At 58.7% G+C, this 26,350-nt stretch carries 27 protein-coding genes and 1 pseudogene; 19 read left to right on the forward strand and 9 right to left on the reverse strand.

Annotated elements, in window-relative coordinates; all coding sequences use genetic code 11:
* The first annotated feature begins 253 nt into the window (after positions 1-253).
* On the forward strand, positions 254-709 hold the full coding sequence (locus ACTG2S_RS05565) for a hypothetical protein (RefSeq protein WP_043822996.1): 456 nt from the start codon (positions 254-256) through the stop codon (positions 707-709).
* Between the two features lie 104 nt (positions 710-813).
* Here ACTG2S_RS05565 and ppgK read toward each other — a convergent pair whose 3' ends face one another.
* The gene (gene ppgK, locus ACTG2S_RS05570; protein WP_274160140.1) at positions 814-1,554 is read right to left on the reverse strand and encodes a polyphosphate--glucose phosphotransferase; all 741 of its coding nucleotides are present in this window, start codon (positions 1,552-1,554) and stop codon (positions 814-816) included.
* 111 nt (positions 1,555-1,665) lie between these two features.
* On the reverse strand, positions 1,666-2,820 hold the full coding sequence (queG, locus tag ACTG2S_RS05575; RefSeq protein ID WP_074042700.1) for a tRNA epoxyqueuosine(34) reductase QueG: 1,155 nt from the start codon (positions 2,818-2,820) through the stop codon (positions 1,666-1,668).
* 82 nt (positions 2,821-2,902) lie between these two features.
* Here queG and ACTG2S_RS05580 point away from each other — a divergent pair, with 82 nt between their 5' ends.
* From ACTG2S_RS05580 to ACTG2S_RS05630, 11 genes and pseudogenes are all read left to right on the forward strand, one after another.
* Complete coding sequence (locus ACTG2S_RS05580; protein ID WP_439982121.1) at positions 2,903-4,390, forward strand: NAD(P)H-hydrate dehydratase; 1,488 nt, start codon at positions 2,903-2,905, stop codon at positions 4,388-4,390.
* A 10-nt stretch (positions 4,391-4,400) separates the two neighbouring features.
* Positions 4,401-4,874, forward strand: coding sequence for a tRNA (adenosine(37)-N6)-threonylcarbamoyltransferase complex ATPase subunit type 1 TsaE (gene tsaE, locus ACTG2S_RS05585; RefSeq protein ID WP_005339056.1), 474 nt, complete (start codon positions 4,401-4,403; stop codon positions 4,872-4,874).
* Positions 4,875-4,897: 23 nt separating this feature from the next.
* On the forward strand, positions 4,898-6,586 hold the full coding sequence (locus ACTG2S_RS05590; protein WP_274160142.1) for an N-acetylmuramoyl-L-alanine amidase: 1,689 nt from the start codon (positions 4,898-4,900) through the stop codon (positions 6,584-6,586).
* Between the two features lie 16 nt (positions 6,587-6,602).
* Positions 6,603-6,782: a hypothetical protein gene (locus ACTG2S_RS05595; protein WP_201952671.1), complete on the forward strand. Its 180-nt coding sequence runs from the start codon at positions 6,603-6,605 to the stop codon at positions 6,780-6,782.
* Positions 6,783-6,785: 3 nt separating this feature from the next.
* Complete coding sequence (mutL, locus tag ACTG2S_RS05600) at positions 6,786-8,657, forward strand: DNA mismatch repair endonuclease MutL (protein ID WP_274160241.1); 1,872 nt, start codon at positions 6,786-6,788, stop codon at positions 8,655-8,657.
* Positions 8,647-9,576: a tRNA (adenosine(37)-N6)-dimethylallyltransferase MiaA gene (miaA, locus tag ACTG2S_RS05605; RefSeq protein ID WP_274160143.1), complete on the forward strand. Its 930-nt coding sequence runs from the start codon at positions 8,647-8,649 to the stop codon at positions 9,574-9,576. Before mutL ends, miaA begins: the two co-directional genes overlap by 11 nt.
* 72 nt (positions 9,577-9,648) lie before the next feature.
* The gene (gene hfq, locus ACTG2S_RS05610) at positions 9,649-9,912 is read left to right on the forward strand and encodes an RNA chaperone Hfq (protein ID WP_005339045.1); all 264 of its coding nucleotides are present in this window, start codon (positions 9,649-9,651) and stop codon (positions 9,910-9,912) included.
* A gap of 63 nt (positions 9,913-9,975) precedes the next feature.
* Positions 9,976-11,262, forward strand: coding sequence for a ribosome rescue GTPase HflX (hflX, locus tag ACTG2S_RS05615; protein WP_005339043.1), 1,287 nt, complete (start codon positions 9,976-9,978; stop codon positions 11,260-11,262).
* Between the two features lie 91 nt (positions 11,263-11,353).
* Complete coding sequence (gene hflK, locus ACTG2S_RS05620) at positions 11,354-12,505, forward strand: FtsH protease activity modulator HflK (RefSeq protein WP_005339041.1); 1,152 nt, start codon at positions 11,354-11,356, stop codon at positions 12,503-12,505.
* A gap of 3 nt (positions 12,506-12,508) precedes the next feature.
* Positions 12,509-13,393 carry a protease modulator HflC gene (gene hflC, locus ACTG2S_RS05625; RefSeq protein WP_005339038.1) on the forward strand — a complete coding sequence of 295 codons (885 nt, stop codon included), beginning with the start codon at positions 12,509-12,511 and terminating at the stop codon, positions 13,391-13,393.
* A 105-nt stretch (positions 13,394-13,498) separates the two neighbouring features.
* Positions 13,499-13,677 (forward strand): annotated as a pseudogene (locus ACTG2S_RS05630) (DUF2065 family protein).
* An 81-nt stretch (positions 13,678-13,758) separates the two neighbouring features.
* Here ACTG2S_RS05630 and ispB read toward each other — a convergent pair.
* Positions 13,759-14,730, reverse strand: coding sequence for an octaprenyl diphosphate synthase (gene ispB / locus ACTG2S_RS05635; protein WP_163128703.1), 972 nt, complete (start codon positions 14,728-14,730; stop codon positions 13,759-13,761).
* A 242-nt stretch (positions 14,731-14,972) separates the two neighbouring features.
* On the opposite strand from ispB, the gene rplU reads away from it, so the two are divergent.
* The 4 genes from rplU (at position 14,973) to ACTG2S_RS05655 (ending at position 18,699) form a co-directional block, all read left to right on the forward strand.
* Positions 14,973-15,284, forward strand: coding sequence for a 50S ribosomal protein L21 (rplU, locus tag ACTG2S_RS05640; protein WP_005304210.1), 312 nt, complete (start codon positions 14,973-14,975; stop codon positions 15,282-15,284).
* A gap of 17 nt (positions 15,285-15,301) precedes the next feature.
* On the forward strand, positions 15,302-15,559 hold the full coding sequence (gene rpmA / locus ACTG2S_RS05645; protein ID WP_005339028.1) for a 50S ribosomal protein L27: 258 nt from the start codon (positions 15,302-15,304) through the stop codon (positions 15,557-15,559).
* A gap of 200 nt (positions 15,560-15,759) precedes the next feature.
* Entirely contained in the window at positions 15,760-16,962 is a 1,203-nt protein-coding gene (cgtA, locus tag ACTG2S_RS05650) for an Obg family GTPase CgtA (RefSeq protein WP_005339026.1), read from the forward strand.
* A gap of 366 nt (positions 16,963-17,328) precedes the next feature.
* Positions 17,329-18,699 carry a YjiH family protein gene (locus tag ACTG2S_RS05655; RefSeq protein WP_439982124.1) on the forward strand — a complete coding sequence of 457 codons (1,371 nt, stop codon included), beginning with the start codon at positions 17,329-17,331 and terminating at the stop codon, positions 18,697-18,699.
* A gap of 84 nt (positions 18,700-18,783) precedes the next feature.
* Here the strand turns inward: ACTG2S_RS05655 and ACTG2S_RS05660 are convergent, their stop codons facing one another.
* Positions 18,784-19,122, reverse strand: a complete 339-nt coding sequence (locus tag ACTG2S_RS05660) for a hypothetical protein (RefSeq protein ID WP_323897938.1) — start codon at positions 19,120-19,122, stop codon at positions 18,784-18,786.
* A 303-nt stretch (positions 19,123-19,425) separates the two neighbouring features.
* On the opposite strand from ACTG2S_RS05660, the gene ACTG2S_RS05665 reads away from it, so the two are divergent.
* The 3 genes from ACTG2S_RS05665 to ACTG2S_RS05675 all read left to right on the forward strand — a co-directional run bounded on the left by ACTG2S_RS05665 (position 19,426) and on the right by ACTG2S_RS05675 (position 21,802).
* Positions 19,426-20,415, forward strand: coding sequence for a luciferase-like monooxygenase (locus ACTG2S_RS05665; RefSeq protein WP_439982125.1), 990 nt, complete (start codon positions 19,426-19,428; stop codon positions 20,413-20,415).
* A gap of 172 nt (positions 20,416-20,587) precedes the next feature.
* A complete protein-coding gene (locus ACTG2S_RS05670) occupies positions 20,588-21,088 on the forward strand; it encodes a 2TM domain-containing protein (RefSeq protein ID WP_021231934.1) in 501 nt (166 codons plus the stop codon).
* Positions 21,089-21,229: 141 nt separating this feature from the next.
* On the forward strand, positions 21,230-21,802 hold the full coding sequence (locus tag ACTG2S_RS05675) for a DUF6622 family protein (protein WP_439982127.1): 573 nt from the start codon (positions 21,230-21,232) through the stop codon (positions 21,800-21,802).
* 234 nt (positions 21,803-22,036) lie between these two features.
* Here the strand turns inward: ACTG2S_RS05675 and ACTG2S_RS05680 are convergent, their stop codons facing one another.
* The 5 genes from ACTG2S_RS05680 to surA are packed head-to-tail and all read right to left on the reverse strand — an operon-like array spanning position 22,037 to position 26,327.
* A complete protein-coding gene (locus ACTG2S_RS05680; protein ID WP_159158271.1) occupies positions 22,037-22,858 on the reverse strand; it encodes a symmetrical bis(5'-nucleosyl)-tetraphosphatase in 822 nt (273 codons plus the stop codon).
* Positions 22,859-22,864: 6 nt separating this feature from the next.
* Positions 22,865-23,227 carry a Co2+/Mg2+ efflux protein ApaG gene (apaG, locus tag ACTG2S_RS05685; protein WP_439982131.1) on the reverse strand — a complete coding sequence of 121 codons (363 nt, stop codon included), beginning with the start codon at positions 23,225-23,227 and terminating at the stop codon, positions 22,865-22,867.
* 4 nt (positions 23,228-23,231) lie between these two features.
* The gene (rsmA, locus tag ACTG2S_RS05690; protein WP_005339016.1) at positions 23,232-24,044 is read right to left on the reverse strand and encodes a 16S rRNA (adenine(1518)-N(6)/adenine(1519)-N(6))-dimethyltransferase RsmA; all 813 of its coding nucleotides are present in this window, start codon (positions 24,042-24,044) and stop codon (positions 23,232-23,234) included.
* Positions 24,034-25,029: a 4-hydroxythreonine-4-phosphate dehydrogenase PdxA gene (gene pdxA, locus ACTG2S_RS05695; RefSeq protein ID WP_439982133.1), complete on the reverse strand. Its 996-nt coding sequence runs from the start codon at positions 25,027-25,029 to the stop codon at positions 24,034-24,036. The genes rsmA and pdxA overlap by 11 nt, the downstream gene beginning before the upstream one ends.
* Positions 25,029-26,327, reverse strand: coding sequence for a peptidylprolyl isomerase SurA (gene surA / locus ACTG2S_RS05700; protein ID WP_069526625.1), 1,299 nt, complete (start codon positions 26,325-26,327; stop codon positions 25,029-25,031). Before surA ends, pdxA begins: the two co-directional genes overlap by 1 nt.
* Positions 26,328-26,350: the final 23 nt, after the last annotated feature.

A 26,350-nucleotide genomic window follows, 5' to 3' on the forward strand; every position in this document is an offset into this window, starting at 1 on the left:
ATGGTTTATGCCGGGTAAGGCTGGTTTTATTAGTGTGTTAGCTCGTTTCTGTTCACATCTGCTGTCGAGCTTAATGCTCCTCCATCGTTGCACAAATTGCTGCACAAATCGTTCCCTATTCGTGACCGTAGCACCTGGCGGCCACTTTGTCGGCGTCAACCTTGATGCAGCGCAAGGGGGGCTCGGATAGGGATTGGGTCGGTGGCGCCGGTTTTTTATACTGATGATGTCGACAAACATGGAGGGCAGTGCGATGAGATTCCAACAGATCAAAGAGTTGCTGCACTATCTTGAGCAGGTTCATCACCAGCTCGGACTCTGTTACGGGCGTTTGACCAGTCAGGTGGACAGCGAACGGAGCCGGATGTTGCTGGTCTATCTGCAAGGGCGTGAGGATGCGGCCAGTGCCCATCTGCACGAATATGCCGCTCAGCTGGGAGAGGCGGTCAGGGAGACCTGGTTGAACCAGAGTTTCAGCGAGGATATGCTGCCTGCAATCACCCGCTTCGAGCTGCCGGCATCAGTCCAGACCCAGGATATCGTCACTCAGGTATGCCGCTGGGAAGAGCAGCTGGTGGGCGAGCTGAGCCATCTGGCCCGGGAGTGCCCGACACCGGCCACCACCGCCTTGCTCGAGAATCTGGCTGGGCTGGAGCAGACCCGCCTGACCCGACTGGTGCACGGAGTGCACCGACTCGACGACATGTAGCGGGTGATAAGCGCTAAACTCGCAAGATGACCGCAAAACAAAAGGGCCCGGCAGCAGTGCCGGACCCTTTCCATTGGTATCTGCTGATTTGCAGTGAGCCTGGGTCAGCCCTGCTGCTCGGCCGCGTAGAGGGCGGCCCCGATAATGCCCGCCTGATTGAGGCTGGCCGCCGGAATAAGCGGCGCCCGGGTCTCGATGCGATCGACAAACTTATCCAGCTTGGCTGCGCTGCCGCCCCCCAGAATGAAGAGGTCGGGGGAGAAGAGAAACTCGAGGCGCGCCAGATACTTGTTGAAACGCTTGCCCCAACGGTTCCAGGAGAGATCTTCCCGTTTGCGCGCCGCATCGGAGCAGTAGTGCTCGGCGACCATTCCTTCCAGCATCAGATGGCCCAGCTCGGTGTTGGGCAGCAGATGGCCGTTGACGAAGATGGCGGTGCCGATGCCGGTGCCGACCGTGATGAGGATGATGACCCCCTTGCGATCCTTGCCGGCGCCAAAGCGCATCTCGGCCAGACCGGCGGCATCGGCATCGTTCAGCACATAGCAGGGCTTGCCGGTGACATCGGCAAACAGATGCTCGGCATCGGTTTCGATCCAGCTCTTGTCGATATTGGCGGCACTCTTGGCAACCCCGTTGTGGATAGTGGCGGGAAAGCCGCAGCCCACCGGCCCTCTCCAGTCAAAATGTTCGACCAGCGCCTTGAGGGTATGGGCGATGGCGGCCGGGGTGGCCGGTTGTGGTGTGGCAATGCGATGGCGCTCGCCAATCAACTCGCCGGTTTTGGTATCGACCAGACAGCCCTTGATCCCCGAGCCTCCAATATCCACTCCCAACATATGCATCTGTGTTGTCCTTGTTGTGTGCCGAGCAGTTTGCAGTGACCACGCTGTTATGGGCACTGCAAGTCGGCAGAGCATGAAAAAAGTGCTGCAATCCGGCAAGGGGCAGATCACTTATGCGTGATCCGACAGACCTTTTTCGATGCAGCGGATCAGCAAACGGGTCTTCTTGTTCTCTTCATCCTGACGCCGGGCAAGGGTGGCCAGCGCCCATTCGATATGTTCGGCCACCATGGGCTCGGCGGTGGTCAGCCCCAGTTGCAGGGCCGCGATCACCTCGGGGGTCGCCGGGCCATTGCCAAGGGCGACCGCCAGATTGCGGCGCCAGCGTTGATAGCCGATGCGGCGGATCGGGCTCCCTTCGGTCTGCTTGAGGAAATCGCTCTCGCTCCAGCACCACAGCGCCAGCAGGGGAGGGCGGTGCAGACTGGGGCGCGGGCTGAAGTCGGGTTCCGGGCTGGCATCGGCGTAGCGGTTCCACGGGCAGATGAGCTGGCAGTCGTCGCAGCCGTAGATGCGGTTGCCCATCAAGGGCCTGAACTCTTCCGGAATAGGGCCGTCATTCTCGATGGTAAGATAGGAGATGCAGCGGCGGCCATCGACCACATAGGGGGCAACAATGGCGCCGGTCGGGCAGATGTTGATGCAGGCGACACACTTGCCGCACTGCTCCTTCTCCACTGGCTGGTCGAGCGGCAGTGGCAGGTTGAGCAACAGCTCACCGAGAAAGAAGAAGGAGCCGGCCGATTCGTTGAGCAGCAGTGAGTGTTTGCCAACCCAGCCGAGGCCCGCCTTGGCTGCCAGCGGCCGCTCGAGGATGGGGGCGGAGTCAACGAAGGGGCGCCACTCACCCAAGGTATCTTCGGTGCCTTGAAACAGCTCGGCGCAGCGCGCTTCGATGCGATCCCCCAGCTGTTTGAGCCGGTTGCGCAGCACCTTGTGGTAGTCGCGACCGAGAGCATAGCGGCTGATATAGCCGAGGGTCGGATCGCGCAGGGTGGCGGCAAAACCCGCCTCGAACGGCAGGTAGTTCATCCGCACCGACAACACTCGCACCGTGCCCGGCAGCAGCTCGTGGGGGCGCGCGCGCATCATGCCGTGGCGCGCCATGTAATCCATGCTGCCGTGATAGCCCGCATCCAGCCAGGCCTGCAATCTCGGCTCTTCGATACGCAGGTCTGTGTCTGTGATGCCCGCCTGGTCAAATCCTAGCTCCCGTGCCCAGAGCTTGATATCGTGGGCCAGCTGGTGGAAGTCAGGAGCGCTCATACGGCTTGGCCTGGCCGGCGTTTGCTGGCGTGGGTCGATTGATAAGAGGCGGGAGCCGTCATGGTAGAGATGCAGGGGCGCGTTGGGCACAAAAGAGGGGGGCAGTTTACCACAGGGGCTGTGGCAGACTGAACAGATCCGCGCACTGGAGCGCAACTGGGCCGCGCGTGAGGGGCAACCTCTCTATGCCCTGATGGAGCGAGCCGGTGCTGCGCTGCGCACCTATGCCACCCTGCATTGGCCCGACAGTCGCTGCTGGTGGATTTTCGTCGGCCCCGGTAATAACGGCGGTGATGGCTATGTGCTGGCCCGCCTTGCCCGCCAGATTGGCATCGAGGTGGTGGTGATTGCCGCCAGAGCACCCGACCAGCTGAAGGGGGATGCCAGACGGGCCGCCGATGAGTGGCTGGCGGCCGGTGGCCGGGTCTGGCTGGCCGAGCAGTTTGATGGGGACCAGCACTCCGCCCCGGATCTGGTGGTCGATGCCCTGCTTGGCACCGGCGTCAACACGCCCCTCTCGCCACTACTGACAAAGATCGTCGCAACAATCAATGGCTTGGCTGTGCCCGTGCTGGCGGTGGATCTCCCCTCCGGCCTCAACGGCGATACCGGCCGTGCCATGGGGGCCGTGGTGCAGGCCACGCGCACCCTCACCTTTATCGGTATCAAGCAGGGGATGCTCACCGGCGACGGGGTGGATTGTGTCGGCCAGCTTGACTGTGATCCCCTTGGTGTCACGCCTGATGACACTATGCTGCCCGCCGCCTGGCGTATCGATTATCCGCTGCTCAGCACGCAGTTGACCCCGCGCCCGCGCGCTTCCCACAAGGGCTCTTATGGCAAGGTACTGCTGGTGGGGGGCAATCGCGGCATGCAGGGGGCCATCGTGCTGGCGGCCCGCGCCTGCCTGCGGGCGGGGGCCGGGCTGGTGCGGGTGTGTCAGCATCCGGATCATCCACCGGTCAGCCTCTATCAACCCGAACTGATGAGTCTCACCAGCGCTGATGACGAGGGGTGGGCGTCGGTGCGGGTCATTGGCCCCGGGCTCGGTCAGGATGAGTGGGGAAGCGCGCAAATCACCCGTTATCTCACCGAACGGCTGCCATTGGTTTTGGACGCCGATGGATTGAATTGGCTGGCGCAATCTCCCCGCCATCAGGATAATTGGGTGCTCACGCCCCATCCCGGCGAAGCGGCGCGCCTGCTGGGATGCTCCATTGCCGAGATTGAAACCGACCGGTTTGCCGCCGTGCAGGCGCTGCAGCGGCGTTATGGCGGTGTGGTGTTGTTAAAAGGGGCGGGAACACTTATTTATGACGGCGAGCAGGTCGCTCTCTGTTGTGAAGGCAATCCCGGCATGGCAAGTGGCGGGATGGGCGATCTGTTATCTGGTATAATCGCCGCCCTTTTGGCCCAGGGCTGGTCTGCCACCATGGCAAGCTGGCTGGGCGCCGTGATCCACGGCGAGGCTGCAGATCAGGCCGCCGCTGACGGCGAGCGGGGCATGCTGGCGTCAGACTTGCTGCCGCTGATCCGCAAACTGGTTAATCCCGACACCATTACAAGTTAAAAAGAAGAACATGGCAAAACAGTTGATGATGACACTGCCGGACGAGGCAGCAACCGTGGCACTGGGTGGCCGTCTGGCACAGGCATGCCAGCAGGCGACCACAGTGTTTTTGCATGGCACGCTTGGCGCCGGTAAAACCACCCTGACCCGCGGCTGGGTGCAGGGCCTTGGCCATCAGGGCAAGGTAAAAAGCCCGACTTACACCCTGGTCGAACCCTATGAGCTCGATGGCTGGCAGGTCTACCATTTTGATCTCTATCGCCTGGCAGATCCGGAAGAGCTGGAATTCATGGGCATTCGGGACTATTTTGCCGCCAACACTCTCTGTCTGGTGGAGTGGTCCGAGAAGGGCGAGGGCTGGTTACCGGCTCCCGACCTGGAAATTACCCTCACTTATGTAGGCGAGCAGCGCGAGGTTCTGATAGAGGCTCGCACTGCTATTGGCGAAGCCATTCTGGAACGGTTGTCATCTACGTGCGCTTGATCCTTGTTATTGCTCTCTCTTTGATGGCGTTACCCTCTTGGGCGAATCAGCTCAAGAGCGTACGAATCTGGCCATCACCGGATAACACCCGGGTGGTGCTCGATATGAGCAGCGCTCCCAATTACAACTACTTCACCCTCACCGGCCCGGATCGGCTGGTGATCGATCTGAAAGGGGCGAGCAACGCCGCCAATCTGGCCCGGATCGAGAACAACAGCGAACTGGTGCGCAAGATCCGCCAGAGCACTCCGCTGGAGAAGGGCGGTTTGCGACTGGTGATGGATCTCAGCTCCGCCATCAAGCCGGTGGTCTTTCCGCTGGCGCCAGCCGGGCCCTATGGTCACCGTCTGGTCATCGACCTTCCCTATGAAGAGAAGCGCTCGGCGGCAGCAGTGCAATCCACGCCTGTCGGTGGCAAGGGCAAGGGGGTGGTGATTGCCATCGACCCGGGCCACGGCGGGGAAGACCCGGGCTCCATCGGCCCGCGTCGTACCTACGAGAAGCGGGTCACGCTGGCGGTCTCCCAGAAGCTGGCGGCACTGATCGACCGTGAACCGGGGATGCGCGCCGTGATGACCCGTCGTGGCGATTACTTCGTCGACCTCAACAAGCGCTCCGAGATCGCCCGCAAGGCCAAGGCGGATCTGCTGGTCTCTATCCATGCAGACAGTTTTCATAACTCGACCCCGCGCGGTGCCTCGGTCTGGGTCTTGTCGACCAACCGTGCCAACCGCGAGATGGGCAGCTGGCTGGAGAAGCAGGAGAAGCAGGGCGAGCTGCTGGGCGGTGTCGGCAAGGTGTTGGCGGAATCCGATCCCAATCCCTATCTGGCGCAGACCTTCCTCGACCTCTCCATGGACAAGTCCCGTGCCGAAGGGTATGACGTCAGCCGCCAGATCCTGCGCTCCATGGGCAAGGTCGCCCGACTGCACAAGAAGGCGCCGGAACACGCCAGTCTGGCGGTGCTGAAGGCGCCGGATATTCCCTCGGTGCTGGTGGAGACCGGTTTTATCTCCAACCATGCGGAAGAGAAGCTGCTGGCCACCGCCAGCTATCAGGACCAGCTCGCCCGCGCCATTTTCGAGGGGATCCGCAACTACTACCGCGCCCACCCGACCAAGGGAGCCATGCTGACCGGCAAGGGGCAGGTGAGCCAACCTGCCGCTACTCGCCCTGCACCGGTAGCCCGGCAGCCGGTGAGCCAGCCCAGGCAGGCACAGTCGCAGCCGGTAGTGACCAACAAGATGCCCGCCACCGCCCGCGACGGCGGTGCTGGGAGCGGCTCTGGCGCCGGGGTGATCAAGCCTTACTCGGCTGCAGCGCAAGAGAGCGGTGCACCGGTCAGCAGTGTGGGCGACTATGACAAATCGCGGATGCTCCGCCATGTGGTCAAACGGGGCGAGAGCCTCTCCCGCCTTGCCGAGAAGCATGGAGTGAGTCAGTCCACTCTGGTGGAGATCAACCAGCTGCGCAGCCGGGATATTCAGATTGGTCAGACCATCTATATCCCCCAGCAGGGGCAGAGCCGCAGTGCCGCTCCCGTTCGCAGTGACGACAAGTCGCAGATGATCCGCCATGTGGTCAAGCGGGGGGAGAGTCTCTCCCGCCTTGCCGAGAAGCATGGGGTGAGTCAGGCACGGCTGGTGGAGATCAACAAGCTCAAGTCGCGGAATATTCAGGTAGGGCAGGTGCTCTACATTCCGCAAAACTGACGCGCGGGAGCGGGCGATGCCGCTCCCGCTGTTAGCGAATACCATCAGCAAGATTGAAATTCAGGAGCAAGTGATGCCGATCCGTATATTGCCCCCTATCCTTGCCAACCAGATTCCGGTTGGTGGAGAGGTGGTGGAGCGGCACTCCTGGAGCCTTAAGAGACTGACCATCCGCAAGATAGAAATTCAGGAGTAAATGATGCCGATCCGTATTTTGCCACCCATTCTGGCTAACCAGATTGCAGCCGGAGAGGTGGTGGAGCGGCCCTCTTCTGTGGTGAAAGAGCTGGTGGAGAACAGCCTGGATGCGGGGGCCGACCGGGTCGAGATCGACATCGACAAAGGGGGAGCCAAGCTGATCCGCATCCGTGACAACGGCTGTGGCGTCGCCAAAGACGAGCTGGTGCTGGCGCTGTCGCGTCATGCGACCTCCAAGGTGGCCACGCTGGATGATCTGGAAGGGATCAACAGCCTCGGCTTTCGTGGTGAGGCGCTCGCCTCCATCAGCTCGGTCTCCCGTCTCACTTTCACCTCCCGTACCGCCGAGCAGTCCGAAGCCTGGCAAGCCCAGGCGGAAGGGCGGGAGATGAGCGTCACCATCAAGCCGGCGGCCCATCCTGTGGGCACCACGGTGGAGGTAGTGGACCTCTTCTTCAATACCCCGGCGCGGCGCAAGTTCATGCGCAGCGAAAAGACCGAGTTTGCCCATATCGATGAGCTGGTGCGCCGCATCGCGCTCTCCCGCTTCGATGCCACCCTGATCCTGCGCCACAATGGCAAGGTGGTGCGCCAGTACAAGGCCGCCAATACCGTGCCGGAGCAGGAGCGTCGCCTCGCCGCCGTTTGCGGCACCCCCTTCATGCACCATGCGCTGGCGGTGGAGAGCGAGCATAGCGACGTGCGGCTGTGGGGCTGGCTGGCGACTCCGGAGGGGGCAAGACCGCAAAACGATCTGCAATACACCTATGTCAACGGCCGGATGATGCGCGACAAGCTCATCAACCACGCCATTCGTCAGGCCTATGACGAGTTGTTGCCTCCCGACCGCTTCGCCGCCTATGTGCTCTATATCGAGCTGGATCCCCGTCAGGTGGATGTCAACGTCCACCCGGCCAAGCATGAGGTACGCTTCCATCAGGCGCGACTGATCCACGACTTTATCTTTCAGGCGCTGTTTACTGCGCTGCGCCGCGAAGGCGTCAGTGCCGCTCATCAGGATGCCCCGCTGGCCGAAACTCTGGTCGAGCTGCCGGTCAGTCCGCAGATTGAATATCCCGGTCAGGCGCCACGTCCCGAATGGTACGGTGCCGAGCACAGCTACCGGGCACCTGCACAGGTGCGGGAGGGGGGCGGTGGGGCTGGCCGAGCCAGCAATTATCAGCCGCCCGAGCCGCCGAGCCGGGAGGCGATGCGCGGCATGGGCGCTCTGCTCACTACGCTGCCTATCGCAACTGCGACTGAGGCTGCTCCCGCACAGTCCACCGACACGGTGCCGTCACCCAAACAGGGGGGATGTCGCGCCCTGACACTGGTGGAGCAGGCCTACTTGCTGATCGAGCGGGATAATCAGCTGGCGCTGCTCTCGCTGGTGCGCGCCGAGCGGGTGCTGCTGCGCCACTGGCTGCTGGAGACCTGGGGCCAGGGACTGGCGGCCCAGCCACTGTTGCTGCCGGTCTCCTTCAAATTGCCGAAGAATTTTATCGCGCTGGTGACCGAGCAGGAACGTTTGCTGAAACGGATGGGGCTGGAGTTGAAAAGCGGGGGGCGCGACACCATGATCCTGACTCGGGTGCCGGCTCTGCTGCGCCAGACCGATCTGGTGCGTCTGTTACCCGAATTGCTGCAAATTATCGAGGGCGGATCTGACAGTGATGCTGGTCAGCAGGCTGAAGTATTATGCCAATGGCTGGTGGAGCAGGGGATAAGCCGCGAGAAGATATACGATTTTTCAACTGCCAGTCGTCTGCTGACGGAACTTGTGACCGATTTCAGTGACCAACTGGCAGACATTCGCATGGTGCGCCCCCTTTCGCTGGCGACCGTGCTGGAGGAGTTTGAACATGGCGAGTGACTTGCCGACCGCAATTTTTCTGATGGGGCCGACGGCCTCCGGCAAGACGGATCTCGCCATTGAACTGTGCCAGGCGCTGCCCTGCGACATCATCAGCGTCGATTCTGCACTGATCTATCGCGGCATGGATATAGGTACGGCCAAGCCGACTGCTGATGAACTGGCGCGGGCCCCGCACCGGCTGATCGACATTCTTGACCCCGCCATGAGCTATTCGGCAGCCGATTTTTGCAAGGATGCCCTGCGGGAGATGAAAGAGATCGCCGATCGCGGCCGCATTCCGCTGCTGGTGGGCGGCACCATGCTCTATTTCAAGGCGCTGCTGGAGGGATTGTCCCCGCTGCCCTCTGCCGATCCCGCCATTCGTGCCGGGATTGAGGAAGAGGCTGCCCGCCTCGGTTGGCAGGCGCTGCACGATGAGCTGGTGCGCATCGACCCGGTGGCCGGTGCGCGGATCCACCCCAATGACCCGCAGCGACTCTCCCGGGCGCTGGAGGTCTACCGCATCAGCGGCAAGACCCTTACCGAGCTGACGCAGGTGCAGGGGGAGGGCTTGCCCTATCGGGTGCAGCAGTTTGCCATCGCCCCGAGCGATCGCGCCGTGCTGCATCAGCGGATCGAACAGCGCTTTGACAAGATGCTGCAAGGTGGCTTTGAACAGGAGGTTCGTGCGCTGATGGCGCGCGGCGATCTGACCCCGGATCTCCCCTCCATTCGCTGTGTGGGTTATCGCCAAATGTGGGACTACCTGTGCGGTGAAGTGGGGTATGATGAGATGCGTTATCTTGGCATTGTTGCCACACGCCAATTGGCAAAACGACAGATGACCTGGTTGCGCGGCTGGCCCGATGTGACTTGGTTGGAATCTGGTGAGTCTGGCAATCTCGACCGCGTGCTTGCTCGCGCTGGTGCGGCTTGACACTCCCTGTATAATCAGGTTGTTATATTGATATTCGGTGTTTAAAAACAACAAACTATAAGGAAAAGAAAAATGGCTAAGGGGCAATCTCTCCAAGACCCGTTTTTGAATGCGCTGCGCCGTGAGCGGATTCCTGTTTCTATCTATTTGGTGAACGGCATCAAACTGCAAGGTCAGATCGAGTCTTTTGACCAGTTTGTTATCCTGCTGAAAAACACCGTGAGCCAGATGGTTTACAAGCACGCCATCTCGACTGTCGTACCGGCCCGTGCCGTCAATCATCACCAGCCCACTCCGGGTGGCGCGGCTGATGAACAGGGTGATGCCGAGGCGTGATATCCCTGGGCGAGTCGACTCGCCAACTCAGATTCATCATGATTCCTGTTAAGGAGCAAGCGCTTGTTTGACCGTTATGAAGCTGGCGAACAGGCCGTTCTGGTGCATGTCAACTTCAGTGATGAGGGTGAGCGGGAAGATCTGGAAGAGCTCAAGATGTTGGTGAGCTCGGCCGGAGTCAATGCGCTGGGGGTAATTACCACCAGTCGCAGTGCGCCCAGTGCCAAATTTTTTGTCGGCAGTGGCAAGGCTGAAGAGATCGCGTCCCAAGTCCAGATGCTGGATGCCGACGTCGTCATCTTCAACCATGCCCTGACCCCTGCCCAGGAGCGCAACCTGGAGCGTCTGTTCCAGTGCCGGGTGGTGGACCGAACCGGCCTGATCCTCGATATCTTTGCCCAGCGCGCCCGTACCCACGAAGGTAAACTGCAGGTCGAACTGGCCCAGTTGCGCCATCTTTCCACTCGTCTGGTGCGAGGCTGGACCCACCTTGAGCGTCAAAAGGGCGGGATCGGTCTGCGTGGCCCGGGTGAAACCCAGCTTGAAACTGACCGACGTCTGCTGCGGGAACGCATCAAGGCGATTTTGCGTCGGCTCGACAAGGTGGCCAAGCAGCGGGAGCAGGGACGCCGCGCCCGCAACCGCAATGAAGTACCGACGGTGTCACTGGTTGGTTATACCAACGCCGGAAAGTCCACTTTGTTCAACCAACTTACAGCTGCCAGCGTGTATGCTGCCGACCAATTGTTCGCAACTCTGGATCCCACCCTGCGTAAACTGGTGATCCGGGATGTGGGTGATGTGATTTTGGCGGATACAGTTGGATTTATTCGACACTTGCCCCATGATCTGGTCGCGGCCTTCAAGGCGACCCTGCAGGAGACCCGTGAAGCGGATCTGCTGCTGCATGTGGTGGACTGTGCCGATGAGCAGATGCAGGAGAATATCGACTCCGTGCAGCAGGTATTGGCCGAGATTGAAGCCGATGACAGGCCCCAGCTGATGATCTGCAACAAGATCGACAAGCTGGCGGATCGTCCGGCAGGTCTGGAGCGAGATGACGAGGGGCGCCCGTTGCGCGTCTGGTTATCGGCCCAGACTGGTGAAGGTTGTGAGCATCTGTTTACGGCGCTGACCGAATTGCTGGCTGGCTCCATGGTGCATCACACCCTGCAGTTGCCTCCTTCTGCCGCGAGATTACGCAGTGCGCTCTATCAGCTGAAAGGGATTGAGCAGGAAGGTTTTAGCGAGGAGGGTGATTTCGTGCTGGAAGTCCGCTTGCAAGTGGCCGACTGGAACCGCCTCGTGAAACAGGAAGGTGAGAGTTTACAACGCTTTATCAGGCATTGATTCGTTGATGAAGATGAACCCTTAGGGGCTTCGCAACGTATGATGGCCCGATAGAGATGATATCCATCCGCATGTATTAATGGAGACGCTGATGGCTTGGAATGAGCCTGGTAACAACGGCAAAGACCGTGACCCTTGGGGGAATAACGGCAAGAATCAGGGACCCCCTGATCTGGATGAAATGCTGCGCAAAGTGAGTCGCCGTTTCGGTGGCTTGTTTGGTGGCGGCAAATCTGGCGGCGATGTAGGTCGCTTTGGTATCTCCATCGCGCTGGTTGTGGCTGTGGTGGTGTGGGTCGTCAGCGGCTTCTACACCATTCGCGAAGCGGAGCGTGGTGCCGTGCTGCGGTTTGGCAAGTTTTCCCATATTGTCGAGCCGGGCCTGCGCTGGAAGCCGACCTTTATCGATCAGGTGATCCCGGTGGACGTCGAGTCCGTGCGCTCCCTGCCTGCCTCCGGTTTCATGCTGACTCAGGATGAGAACGTGGTACGGGTCGAGATGGACGTGCAGTACCGTGTGGTCAATCCCGAGCAGTATCTGTTCAGCGTGACCAATGCCGACGAGAGTCTGGGTCAGGCCACCGATAGCGCCCTGCGCTACGTGGTGGGTCATACCCGGATGGATGACGTCCTGACTACCGGTCGTGAGAAGGTGCGTCAGGAGACCTGGCAGGTGATCGATGGCATCATCGAGCCCTACCAGATGGGTCTGCAGATCGTCGACGTCAACTTCCTGCCGGCGCGTCCGCCGGAAGAGGTGAAAGACGCCTTTGATGACGCCATCTCCGCTCAGGAAGATGAACAGCGCTTCATTCGTGAAGCAGAAGCCTATGCCCGTGAAGTGGAGCCCAAGGCCCGTGGCCAGGTGAAGCGTCTGGAGCAGGAAGCGGAAGCTTACAAATCCCAGATCGTGTTGAAAGCCCAGGGTGAAGTTGCTCGCTTCAACGAGCTGCTGCCCCAGTATCTGGCTGCCCCCGAGCTGACCCGTGAGCGTATCTATCTGGAAACGATGGAAGAGCTCTATCAGCAGGCCAACAAGGTGGTGGTCGACATGCCGGCTGGCAACAACAGCATGATCTACCTGCCGCTCGACAAGCTGTCTGGCAAGCCGAAGGCTGCCCAGTCTGATCGTGCCACTGTCGCCCCGGTCACAGAGCAGGTCCCCGTTTCCAACGAGGGTGCCAACTCTACCCCGACAATGCCGCTGCGTAGCGGTGACCGCTTCAGCTCAGGGAGAAACTGATAGATGAAAAAGCTAGCTATTGGTGCAATCGCTGTCGCGGCCATGGTCTGCTTCTCTTCTGTCTTTATCGTTGATGAAGGTCAGAAGGGGATTGTGGTGCAGTTTGGCAAGGTGAAGCGGGTTGACTCCGGTGAACCCCGCCTCTATGAGCCGGGCCTGCATTTCAAGGTGCCGCTCATCGACCAGGTTCGCAAGATGGATGCCCGCATCCAGACCATTGACAGCCAGGCCGACCGTTTTGTCACCTCCGAGAAGAAAGACCTGATCATCGACTCCTACGTGAAGTGGAAGATCGAGGACTTCTCCAAGTACTACCTGGCAACCGGTGGTGGCAACAAGCTGCAGGCTGAAGATCTGCTCAAGCGCAAGATCAACAACGGTCTGCGTTCCGAGATCGGTAACCGCACCATCAAGGACATCGTCTCCGGTGAGCGCAGTACCGTGATGGAAGATGCCCTGAAGAAGATGGCGCGCTCCTCCGAGCTTGGCATCAAGGTGGTGGATGTGCGGATCAAGCAGATCAACCTGCCTGTGGAAGTCTCCAACTCCATCTACCAGCGGATGCGCGCCGAGCGTACCGCAGTCGCCCGTGAGCACCGCTCTCAGGGTCGCGAGAAGGCTGAAATCCTGCGTGCCGATATCGACCGTAAGGTGACCGTCATGATCGCCGACGCCGAGAGTAACGCTCGCCAGCTGCGTGGTGAAGGGGATGCGGAAGCCGCCAAGATCTATGCCGACAGCTACAAGAAAGACCCCGAGTTTTTCAGCTTCGTGCGTAGCATGGAGGCCTATCGCAAGAGCTTTGCCGGAGGCAACGACCTGATGGTGTTGAAGCCGGACAGCGAGTTCTTCCGTTACCTCAAGTCTCCTCACGGCACCAAGCAGTAATCGCCACGAGGTCACATTCAAAGGGTCTGCATTGTCAGACCCTTTTGTTTTTGGTGCCAATGCAAGCCGTCGACCCAGGGTGCTGGTTGCATTGAAGGAGGTCGGATGCTGACATCCATGCTGATGGGGTTGGGATTGCTGCTGTTGTTCGAGGGGCTCGGCCCGTTGTTGATGCCCAGGGCATGGCAGCAGATGTTGCGGCTGCTGAGCGATCAGCCAGCGGAGCAGTTGCGTCGTATCGGCTGGTGGCGGGCAGCGTGATCCTCTGGATGCTGAGTCGCTGAGTCTGGCGCAATGCACAGTCCACCAGAAAGCAGGCAATAAAAAAGAGGCCAACGGCCTCTTTTTTCATCCATGTCGTTTACTCAGGCACTGCGCTGCACGGCCATATGGGCCAGTGTTTCCAACGCGTGCTTGTGCGGGGAGTCCGGCAGGATGTCAAGGGCAGCAATGGCCTTGTCGGCCTCTTCCCTGGCTCGCATGCGGGAGTACTCCAGCGCGCCGGTACGGTCGAGAATGCCAAGGATCTGCTCAAGATGCTCCATGCCGTTGCGGTGCTCGATGGCATCGCGCACCAGCTGGCGCTCTTCCGGCGTACCCACTTCCATGGCGCGCAGCAGCGGCAGGGTCGGTTTGCCTTCGGCCAGATCGTCGCCGACGTTCTTGCCCATCTCTTCGCTCTGGGAGCAGTAGTCCATCACGTCATCGATGATCTGGAACGCGGTGCCCAGATACTTGCCGTAATCGGTCATCGCCTGCTCGACGGGCTCGGGCTGATGAGTCAGCACGGCTGCAAGGCGAGTGGCGGCCTCGAACAGCTTGGCGGTCTTGCAGTAGATGACCGTCATGTAGCTCTCTTCGGTGGTATCCGGGTCGTTGCAGTTCATCAGTTGCAACACTTCCCCTTCGGCGATGGTGTTGGTGGCATCCGAGAGGATCTCCATCACACGCAGGTTGGAGAGTTCGGCCATCATCTGGAAGGATCGGCTATAGAGGTAGTCACCGACCAGCACGCTGGCGGCATTGCCAAACATGGCGTTGGCGGTCTCCCGGCCGCGGCGCAGGTCGGATTCGTCGACCACGTCGTCATGCAGCAGGGTAGAGGTGTGAATAAATTCGATGATGGCGGCCAGTTTCAGGTGATCCTCACCCTCATAGCCCAGCGCACGCGCAGCCATCACGGTCAGCATGGGGCGCATCCGTTTCCCGCCGGCGCTGACAATGTAGAAACCCAGCTGATTAATCAGACTAACGTCGGACTGGAGTCGGGCCAGGATCAGTTCATTGACCGCCGTCATGTCGGCGGCACAGAGCGCACGGATAGTCTGTTGGTCCATAAGTCTCGTAACGTGACAGCAGCAATAACTGCGATTTTAGTAATGGCAGGGATTCTACACGATTTCACAATGGGTTACAGTTAGGCGTTTATCCACGGCGGCAGATATGCGCACAAAATAAACTTTTTGCTAAATTGGCCTTGCCTGAGCAGATCGATTTGCGTAGAATGCCCGCCCATTGTTATAGGTTTTTGCGCATGTCTAGCCTTGAGCAAAAGACATGCCTTTACGGAGTTAATCAAATGTACGCGGTATTCCAAAGCGGCGGAAAACAACACCGTGTGGCCGAAGGTCAAATCGTTCGTCTGGAAAAGCTGAACGTTGAGACTGGCGCTACCATCGACTTCAACGAAGTTCTGATGGTTGCTGCAGGCGACACTTTTAAAGTAGGTGCTCCTTTCGTTGAAGGTGGCAAGGTTGTAGCTGAAGTTGTGGCTCACGGCCGTGGCGAGAAAGTGACTATCGTCAAGTTCCGTCGTCGTAAGCACCATCGTAAGCAAGCGGGCCACCGTCAGTGGTTCACTGAAGTCAAAATCACTGGCATCAGCGCTTAATTAGAGGAGTCCGATAAATGGCACACAAAAAAGCTGGCGGTTCATCCCGCAACGGTCGCGATTCTGAAGCTAAACGCCTGGGCGTGAAGCGTTTCGGCGGCGAAACAGTTCTGGCTGGCAGCATCATCGTTCGTCAACGTGGTACCAAGTTCCACGCTGGCACCAACGTTGGTCTGGGCAAGGATCACACCCTGTTCGCTACCGCGACTGGTAAAATCCTGTTCGAAGTTAAAGGTCCGCTGAATCGTAAGTACGTTAGCATCGTTGCTGAGTAATTACGGACCGCAAGGATCCGAAGCCCCGCCAACAGGCGGGGCTTTTGTTTTTCTGACGTCTTTCTGATGTCGTTGACGAAAAAACGGAACGCAGCTGACTTTGGCTCTGACGGGCATGATTGGCAAGATGCGTATCGCCCGCAGGGGTCTGTACCACTATAATTGCGTATCGGTTTTTCGAATTAAGGTGACGGTTACCTATGAAGTTTGTTGATGAAGTCCAGATTCGAGTCGATGCCGGTGACGGTGGTAACGGTTGTGTAAGCTTTCGCCGTGAAAAATATATTCCCAACGGTGGTCCGGACGGCGGTGACGGCGGTGACGGTGGCGACGTATATCTGATCGCCGACGAGAACCTCAATACCCTGATCGACTACCGTTTCGAGCGTTTCCATGCTGCCGAGCGTGGCGAGAATGGCCAGAGCGCCAACTGTACCGGTCGCCGCGGCAAGGACAAGATCCTGCGTGTGCCGGTCGGTACCCGTGCGACCGATGAAGATACCGGTGAACTGCTGGGGGACCTGACCCACCACGAGCAGAAGCTGCTGGTTGCCAAAGGTGGTTTCCATGGTCTGGGCAACACCCGCTTCAAGAGCTCCGTCAACCGTGCTCCCCGCCAGAAGAGCAACGGTACTCCGGGTGAAGTGCGTACCCTGAAGCTGGAGCTGCTGCTGCTGGCCGATGTCGGCATGCTGGGTCTGCCCAACGCAGGCAAGTCTACCTTTATTCGCGCCGTTTCTGCGGCTCGCCCGAAAGTAGCTGATTACCCCTTCACTACCCTGGTACCGAACCTAGGTGTGGTGCGTGGTGAAAACTCCCGCTCCTTCGTGATCGCCGATATCCCGGGTCTGATCGAAGGTGCAGCCGAAGGCGCAGGCCTGGGTATCCGCTTCCTGAAACACCTCGAGCGTTGCCGCGTGCTGATCCACCTGGTGGATATCTGCCCGGTTGATGGCTCCGATCCTGCTGAAAATGCCGTGACCATCGTCAAGGAGCTGGAGAAGTACAGCCCGGAACTGGCTGGCAAGCCGCGCTGGTTGGTGTTCAACAAGATGGACCTGATCCTGGAAGAAGAAGCCCAGGAGGTGATGGATCGCGTCAAGGCGGCCCTGAACCACGAAGGTCCGGTCTATGCCATCACTGCCATCAGCAAGGAAGGCACCAAGAAGGTCTGCTACGACATTCTGGATCTGCTGGATACCATGCCCCGTCAGCTGGCGGAAGATGCCAAAGACGCCATCGAGAAGGTGGAGTTCAAGTGGGATGACTACCACAAGAACCAGCTGGCCAAGGCTGAAGCGGAAGCACTGGCTGCCTCTCTTGCCTTCGATGAAGGGCTTGATGATGACGATTGGGATGACGACGAAGATGATGGCGTTGAAGTCATCTACGTCCGTGACTGATCCCCGTCACTCTCATTGAAAACCGGAGCCTGAACAGGCTCCGGTTTTTTTATGTCTATCGAGCAGCAACTCATTAGGTATATTTGTGATGTCACTTATTGCCTGCTACTGATAACCGATTATACTGCCCACCAAAATTAACAATAACGAAACAATCATCTGGCGATGTCGATTGAATCGATATGCGCCCCTGTATCTTATTGTTTTAATGGAAGGTTTACCTGTGGAAATATTTATGCGCAGATTTCTGCCTTAATGGCTTGTTTGTGCATTTTTTTAGAGTATTCTTGCGCCCGTTTTGCCGGTTAATGCATGAATACGCAGGTTGGCCTGGCTAGGGAAAAGTAACATTAGGGCAGTCATATCATGTTGGAAAAGAGTCTCGAAGCACCTGCGGTCAATACTCGCCGTAATTTGTTGATGTTTCTGGTTCCGTCACTTATCGGGATCCTGCTGTTCATGACGCCGGTCGTCTATGACGGTAACGTCACCATCCCGGTGGCCGTGCTGGCCAAGCTGGTACAGCGCGTTTTTGCCGATTATCTGGTCGCCATGGTCAGTGCGGTGATCACCACCACCATGCTGATGACGGTGATTGCCTGGCTGTTCAAGCCAGCGATTCTGGTGCGTCGTCCTTTCCTCAACAGTTTGTTCAATGTCTCCCCTTTCTGGGCCTGCGTGCGGGTATTGGGCGGTATCTTCGTGCTGCTGACCTTCTTCCAAGTGGGGCCAGAGGTGCTTTACTCCGGCGCAACCGGTGGACTGGTGCTCAACGATCTGCTGCCGGTGCTGTTTTCAGTCTTCATTTTTGCCGGCCTGCTGCTGCCGTTGCTGCTCGATTTCGGGCTGCTGGAATTTGTCGGCACCATGATGACCCGCATCATGCGTCCGGTGTTCCGGTTGCCGGGTCGCTCCGCAGTGGACTGCTTTGCCTCCTGGCTTGGCGATGGCAGCGTTGGCATCCTGCTGACCAGCAAGCAGTACGAAGGGAAGTTCTACACCCAGCGTGAAGCTGCGGTGATTGGCACCACCTTCTCTGCAGTCTCCATCACCTTCTGTCTGGTGGTGATCTCCCAGGTGAAGCTGGAGCACATGTTCGTTCCCTTCTACCTGACCGTCTGTCTGGCGGGCGTGGTTGCGGCCATCGTGGTGCCGCGTCTGCCACCGCTCTGCTGGAAGAAGGACATCTATGCCGATGGCACCCCCCTGTGCCGCAAGCAGGAAGCAGTGCCGCACCAGCACAGCGTGATGAGCTATGGTTTCGAGCGTGCCCTGACTAAGGCTAACAGCATGACTGATCTCGGCGCCGTCGCGCGGGAAGGGGTGAAGAATGCACTGGATATGGTGTTTGGCGTGCTGCCGGTGGTGATGGCGATCGGTACCTGTGCCCTGATGCTGGCCGAGCACACCCCTATCTTCAACTGGCTTGGCGCCCCGTTCGTCCCCTTGCTGGAGCTGCTGCAACTGCCGGAGGCGGAAGCGGCTTCCAAGACCATCATGGTCGGTTTTGCCGACATGTTCATTCCGGCGGTGTTGGCCTCGACCATCGAGAGTGACATGACCCGCTTCGTGATTGCCGCCATGTCGGTAACCCAGCTGATCTATATGTCGGAAGTGGGCGCCCTGCTGCTGGGCAGCAAGATCCCGGTCAAGTTGTGGGAGCTGTTCGTTATCTTCCTGCTGCGCACTTTGGTTACCTTGCCGGTTATTGCCGGGGTGGCACACCTGCTGTTCTAAGGGCGCAGCGCAGTGAAAAACGGTCAACCTCGGTTGACCGTTTTCTTTTTCGCAGTAACGGGAGAGAGTACCCCTTCGGTTGGCTCAGCCTGTAGTGACGGGACACTGGATGGTCAGCGAGTGGATTGTGTTGGCGATGCGATAGGGCTTGGCTGCTTTGTAGACCTTCTTCTCGTCGTCATAGCTTCCCCCCAGATACTGGGTGCTGTAGAGCGTCTGCTGACGACGATCGGTCTCCTTGTAACCTTGCGGGCAGGTCTGGTTGGCCTGCTGGAAGCAGGCTTTCATGCTGCTGCACTCGATGTAGAAGCCGCGCAGGCTGGGATCGGCAAGGTGCACCGGGGTGACGGTAGGGGCGGGGGGAGACAACAGGGCGCAACCGGAGAGCGTCAGTGCGCCCAGCAGAACGAGATGTTTTGACATAGATAACCTGAACAGTGTGGTGTGACAAAGAGTGAGGGGGAGTCTATTGCTCCCCCTTCGCTATAGGGGCACCGTTATAACCAGCCGGGGGCGCTCAGGCCAGCCCGCAAATGTAAGAAAATATGATCCCCCCGGGCTTGCGCGGCCAGCAGGATGAGCGTTCAAACAATACTTGCCTGAGATTTGTTCCGTTCGATTGCTGCCGCTTGGCAGGCAGAGTGTGGCAGGAGATAGTGATTCATTCAGGTATCCCGTGCTACATTGCCCCACTTGTTACTGGCCTGTAAATCAATGGAGTGAACCATGTCAGCCATCCCCTATTCCGTGCTCGATCTGGTGCCTGTTGCCGAAGGTTCCGTGCCTGCCGAGTCGTTTCGCCGTTCGCGGGATCTTGCCCGCCATGCCGAGGGCTGGGGTTACCAGCGCTACTGGCTGGCCGAGCATCACAACATGCCGGGCATTGCCAGTGCCGCCACCTCGGTGCTGATCGGTCATCTGGCCGAGGCCACCACCACTTTGCGGATCGGCGCGGGTGGCATCATGCTGCCGAACCACTCGCCGCTGGTGATTGCCGAGCAGTTTGGCACCTTGGCTTCTCTCTATCCCGACCGCATCGACCTTGGCCTTGGCCGCGCCCCCGGGACCGATCAGCGCACCATGCGGGCGCTGCGACGTATGCGCAGCGGTGAGGTGGATGATTTCCCAGCCGATGTGCGTGAGCTGATGAGCTACTTTGGCGACGAGATCGGCGCGGTGCAGGCGGTGCCCGGTCAGGGGCTGCATCTGCCCATCTGGCTGCTGGGCTCCAGCCTCTACAGCGCGCAACTTGCAGCGGCGATGGGGTTGCCGTTCGGTTTTGCCTCCCATTTCGCACCCGCCATGTTGCTGCAAGCGCTGGAGATCTACCGTAGCCAGTATCGCCCCTCCGCTCGCTGGCCCAAGCCCCATGCGGTGGTCTGCATCAACATGATTGCCGCCGACAGCGAGCGTGAGGCCCGCTTCCAGTTCACTACCGTGCAGCAGCAGTTCTTGCGCCTTCATCGCGGTGATGCGGGCAAGCTGCCCGCGCCGATCGTCCAGCTCGGCGATGAGTGGTCTCCCCGTGAGCTGATGGCGATGGAGCAGACCCTGGCCCGCTCGCTAGTGGGCAACCCGGAGCTGGTTCGTCATGGCCTCAAGGCGCTGCTGGCGGAAACCCGTGCCGATGAGCTGATGTTCAATGGGCCTATCGTCGATCATCAGGCCCGACTGCGCTCCTTTGAAATTGCCGCCGAGCTGATGCAGAGCCTGTGATTACACATCCGGGCACATCTGCATGTGTGCCAGAGCTTGACCTTATATCTCTTTATGTTTATTCAACCAATTGATTTTAAAGAGTTGTCAGGTTGATGTCGGCCATCTGTCGTGTCACCTTTCGCGGCGTAAGCCCTATGCTGGCACTGTCAATTACCACAAGGAGTTCGAGATGATCGTCAGGAAGTTGAGATTGCAACGGGGTTGGTCTCAGGATCAGTTGGCAACGTTGACTGGTTTGAGTGTCCGCACTATCCAGCGGATCGAGCAGGGGCAGCAACCCGGACTGGAATCTCTCAAGGCCCTGGCCGCCGTCTTTGAACTCGATGTGGCTCAACTGGATGGATCAGAGCAACAGGAGCGCGAGATGAGAGGAAGTGACACTATGGGTCAGGATGCGGTGCAGGTATCGGCAGAGGAGCGGGCGGCAATGCGCTATGTGGAGGAGCTCAAGGGCTTCTATCACCATGTCGCCAGCTACGTGGTGGTGATCTGCGGGCTGTTTGTCATCAACTACCTGAGCAATCCGGAGTACATCTGGGCCTGGTGGCCAACCCTGGGATGGGGGCTGGGACTTGCCTCCCATGCTGTTCGGGTGTTTCAGCCCTTCAAGCTGTTTGGCCCGGAGTGGGAGCGGCGCCAGATCGAGAAACGGTTGGGGCGCAAGTTGTAATCTCAAAGCAGTCACATATCTGCCCATATTTATAGGATAGTCTCATAGCTAATATCCATGAATATGGGCTCATCACAAAATGTGACATGATTGTATTTTGAGATGAAGGCTGAAAAAATTTGTCTCGCGGATATTTTTTAAATGAAGTTTATAGATAGCGCTCACCATTTGATGACATTGTTTTATTTTTTTAAGGACGATGACATGTTGCTTCTTCAAATTGTCACTGAGACTCCTATATGGGTCTGGATTTTGTTTGCATTTCTCATAACCACAGGCATAAATGCATTAAGTGATAGAGAAACAAATATTGAAGGGTTATTCATTATGCCATTGTTTTTTCTCCTCTGGGGAGGATTCACAGTGATTGATAATCTGGCCTTTTTATTTTGGGCTTTTGCTTCGATGATGTCAGGGGTGATAGCCGGCTCTTATATCGGCTGGTGCCACTTTAGCGATGGACCTCAGCTGAAGCGTAAAGAAGGTACTCATTTAATTATCTGGCCAGGTACTTCATGGGTTCTCGTTTTCGTAATAATTACTTTCATTATAATGTATGCATTAAATGCTTTTTTAAATATGGAGCCTTATTTAAGGTTTTCATTATGGTTTAATATCATATTTGGTGTTTCAAGTGGATTGATTAGTGGGGTTCTTTGGGGGCGCACAGTGAATTTGTATTTAACATATCGAAAGACCTATTTATGTGGCTAACTATGCTCAAAATAACTTGATTACAGTTAAAAGTTAAAACCATTCAATGATCTGCTTTAATAATATTATTCGTCATGTATCAGTTAATCTTATATTGGTATAAAATTCGCTGTACGAACGGCAAGCCTTTACTTAATTAGTGAAAATTATCGCTTATCAATGTAAATAGCAGAGTAAGAGAGCCCGGCAAGTTGCTGGGCTCTCTTTTTGGTTCAGGTTTTTGCAAGCACTTCCCTAGCTGGCGTGAGTGGGGCAGGGGGTGGCAAAGAGGGCATCATCCTCGTAGCGCCACAGGGTCAGGCTGTTGCCCCAGACGCAGCCGGTATCGAGCGCCTTGATATCGCTCTTGCCGGTGTTGCCCATCAGGGCCGCCCAGTGGCCGAACACCAGAATGGGGTCATCCACGTGGTGTTCGCGCTGTTCGAACCAGGGACGCAGCCCCGGGGTCGACTCCTTGGGCCCCTTCTTGCATTTGAAGTCGAGACGACCGTCGAAATAGCAGAAGCGCATCCGGGTGAAGGTGTTGATGATGTAGCGGTAGCGGTCGATCCCGACCAGATCATCTTTCCAGCCATCGGGCTGGTCGCCGTACATGTTGTGCAGCAGCCAGCTGTACTGGTCACCGCGCAGCAGGCTCTCTACCTCGCGGGCGCAGTTGCGCGCGGTGCGGACATCCCATGCGGGGGAGATCCCGGCATGCACCATCATGATGGGCAGATCCGGATGTTCGGCCAGTAGCGGGCGGTGGCGCAGCCACTCCAGCAGTTCATCCCGATCAGGGGCATCCATCAGGCTTTGCAGCTTGTCTTTCTTCTTGAGCGGTGCAACGCCATCGGCGACCGCCAGCAAGTGCAGGTCGTGGTTGCCGAGCACGGTAACGGCGCGGTTGCCCAGCCCTTTGACAAAACGCAGGGTATTGAGGGAGTCCGGGCCGCGGGCGACCAGATCGCCGCAGAGCCAGAGCACGTCTTGGTCGGGATCGAATGCGGCAAGATCCAGCAGACGGCGCAAGTCGTCGTAACAGCCCTGGATGTCACCGACAAAACAGTTCGCCATGAAACCTCAGTTGATAATATTGGGGATGGCCAGCGTGAAGGGGGCGATGGGCGCCTCAAACTGCTGACCAGAGCCATCTTGCAGGGTATAGCTCCCTTCCATCACCCCAAGCGGGGTCGCCAGCGGCACGCCGCTCTGGTAGCGGTAGGTCTCACCTTCGGTAATGACGGGTTGTTCCCCGACCACGCCCGAGCCTGCCACTTCCAGCATCTTGCCATTGGCATCGGTGATGAGCCAGCGCCGATGCAGCAGTTGCACCGGGCCAGGCCCCAGATTCTCAATCTCGATCAGATAGTGAAACTGGTAAGGGTCTTTGGAGCCCGCCACATACACGGGGTATGGGCGGATCTCGATGTGCGGGAGTGCCACAGGATCAGGCCTGTTGCTGATCCGCCAGCCAGTTGGCGATCATGACAAACTGCTCGAGGGAGAGATTCTCCGGGCGCAGGTTGCCATCGATACCAAGCTCGGTCAGCTGGGCGTCGGTGATGAAGTTGGAGAAGCTGTTGCGGATGGTCTTGCGACGCTGGCCAAAGCCTTCGGTACAGACGCGATTCAGACAACGAATGTCTTTTGCGACTATGGTCGGATTCTTGTGCGGGATCAGGCGAACTACGGCAGAGTCCACCTTTGGCGCCGGTTTGAAGGCACCCGGGCCCACTTCCAGCACAGGCACCACCTGGCAGTAGTACTGGGTCATCACGCTCAGACGGCCATAAGCCTTGCTGCCCGGACCGGCGGCCAGACGCAACACCACTTCCTTTTGCAGCATGAAGTGCATGTCTTCTACCCGATCAGCGAACTCGCACAGGTGGAAGATGAGCGGGGTGGAGATGTTGTAGGGCAGGTTGCCGAAGATACGCAGCGGCCCCTTGCCTTCACCCATCAGGGTGCCGAAGTCGAAACGCATGGCGTCCGCTTCGATGACGGTCAGCTTGTCTTTGAGAGTCGGGTGCTCGCGCAGGCGAGCTGCCAGGTCCCGGTCAAGCTCGACCACGGTCATTTTGTCCATCTGGGCGGCAACCGGCTCGGTCAGCGCGGCCAGACCCGGACCGATCTCCACCAGATTCTGACCCGGCTGCGGGTTGATGGCGGCGACGATTTGATCGATCACATACCGGTCGTGCAAGAAGTTCTGACCGAAACGCTTACGGGCCGTGTGGCCCATGTGCACCTTACTGCTCATATCTTTTTTTCTCTACCATCTTGATGGCGTGGTTAATCGCGGTGACAAGGCTGCCCGGATCGGCCAGGCCCTTGCCTGCCAGATCCAGCGCGGTGCCGTGATCCACCGAAGTGCGGATGAAGGGAAGCCCCAGGGTGATATTGACCGAACTGCCGAAGCCCTTGTATTTGAGCACAGGCAGCCCCTGGTCGTGGTACATGGCGAGTACCGCATCCGCATCCTTGAGGTATTTCTCCTGGAACAGGGTGTCGGCCGGTAACGGGCCGACCAGATCGATCCCTTCTTGGCGCAAAGTAGCCAGGGCGGGTTCGATCACGTCAATCTCTTCACGTCCAAGATGGCCACCTTCCCCGGCATGAGGGTTGAGGCCGCAGACGTAAATACGGGGTTTGGCGATGCCAAACTTGGTGGCGAGATCCTCGTTGAGGATCCGGATCACCTTGCCGAGGCGATCCTCAGTGATGGCCATCGCCACATAGGCCAGCGGAATATGGGTGGTCGCCAGTGCGACCCGCAGCCCCTCGGTTGCCAGCATCATCACCACATCGGCGGTGTTGGATTGCTGGGCAAAGAACTCGGTGTGGCCGCTGAATGAGACCCCGGCCTGGTTGATGATCCCCTTGTGCACCGGCCCGGTCACCACGGCGGCAAATTCGCCGCTCATGTTGCCATCGCAGGCACGCTGCAGGGTCGCCAGCACATAGGCGCCATTGCCTTCGTTCAGCTCGCCCGGCACCACGGGGGCGCCGAGGGTGACCGGACAGACGGTCAGGGTGCCCGCCCGCTGCGGATGAGCAAGGGCGGTTGCGTCATAGGGCTCAAGCTCGATGGGCAGCCCCAGCAGGGCTGCCCGCTCGCACAGCAGCGCCGGATCGGCGATCACCACCAACTGGTGGGGCCAATCCTGCTGGGCAATCTGCAGCACCAGATCCGGGCCGATCCCGGCCGGTTCGCCCGGGGTAACGGCAAGGCGACGGCAGCTCATCAGCTACCGGCTCCTTCGATCTGGATGTAGGCCTCGTCACGCAGCTCATCCAGCCACGCCTGGGACTCTTCCACGAAGCGGCGATTGTAGATCAGCTGGTAGGCGCGCTGCTCCTGAGCCTTGTCGGTCGCATCCTGGCTGCGGCGATCTTCCACCTGCACTATGTGCCAGCCGTGGCTGGTACGGAACGGGGCACTGATCTGGCCCGGTTGCAGACGGTTGACCATGTCGCGGAACTCGGGGACATAGACGTTGGGGTCAGACCAGCCCAGTTCGCCACCCTGCACCGCAGAGCCCGGATCTTCGGAGTACTTCTCCGCCATGCTGGCGAAGCTGGCCTTGCCGCTCTTGATGTCGTGCAGAATGCCATCCAGCATCCCCTTGGCTTTCTCTTCGCTCAGGATAATGGACGGCTTGATCAGGATGTGGCGGGCTTTCACCTCGGTCTGCATCACTTGCTGCTGACCCTTGGTGTCGAACACCTTGACGATGTGCAGGCCGGCGCCGGAGCGCAGCGGGCCGACGATGTCGCCCTTCTTGGCACCCTGTACCGCTTCCGCCATCAGGGTCGGCATCTCTTGCGGGCTCATCCAGCCCCAGTCGCCCCCTTCCAGCGCCTTGGGACCATTACTCTCGGCAATGGCTAGTTTGCGGAAGTCGGCACCTTGCTTGAGGGCGGTCAGAATACGCTCGATCTTGCTCTTGGCGGCATCCAGCTGGGCGGCAGTGGGGTTGTCCGGCAGGGCAATCTGGATATGGCCGACGTGGTATTCGTTCTGCTGTTGACCCTGTTTCTTCAGGATCTCCACTACCTGCTTCACCTCCTGCTCGGAGATGTTGATACGGCGGCGCACCTGGTTGCGGCGCACCTCGTTCATCAGGATCTCGCGGCGAACCTCTTCCCGATACTGGGCATAGGTCATCCCTTCACGGGCGAGCTGGGCGCGCAGCTGATCCAGGGTCATCTTGTTGTCGGCAGCGATGCCCTGAATAGCCTGTTCCAGCTGGGTGTCGCTGATCTTCAGCCCCTGGCGCTCCGCCAGTTGCAGTTGCAGGCTCTCCTGGATCAGGCGATCCAGCGCCTGTTTGCGCAGGGTGGCATCGTCAGGCAGGGACTGGCCGCTCTCCTGGGCGGATAGTTTTACCTTGTTGACCAGTGCGTCCTGTTGGCTGGACAGCACCACGTCCTTGTTGACCACGGCCAGAACCTTGTCCATCAGCTCGGGCGCAGCCAGTGCGGCCTGGCTCATGGCACCGAACATTCCCGCGGTCAGCAGGGCAATCAGGGTCTTTTTCATATCCATCTCTCAAGGCTGGGCCA

The sequence above is a fragment of the Aeromonas sp. 82P genome, from assembly GCF_051919365.1.
In the GTDB taxonomy this organism is placed as follows: domain Bacteria; phylum Pseudomonadota; class Gammaproteobacteria; order Enterobacterales; family Aeromonadaceae; genus Aeromonas; species Aeromonas veronii.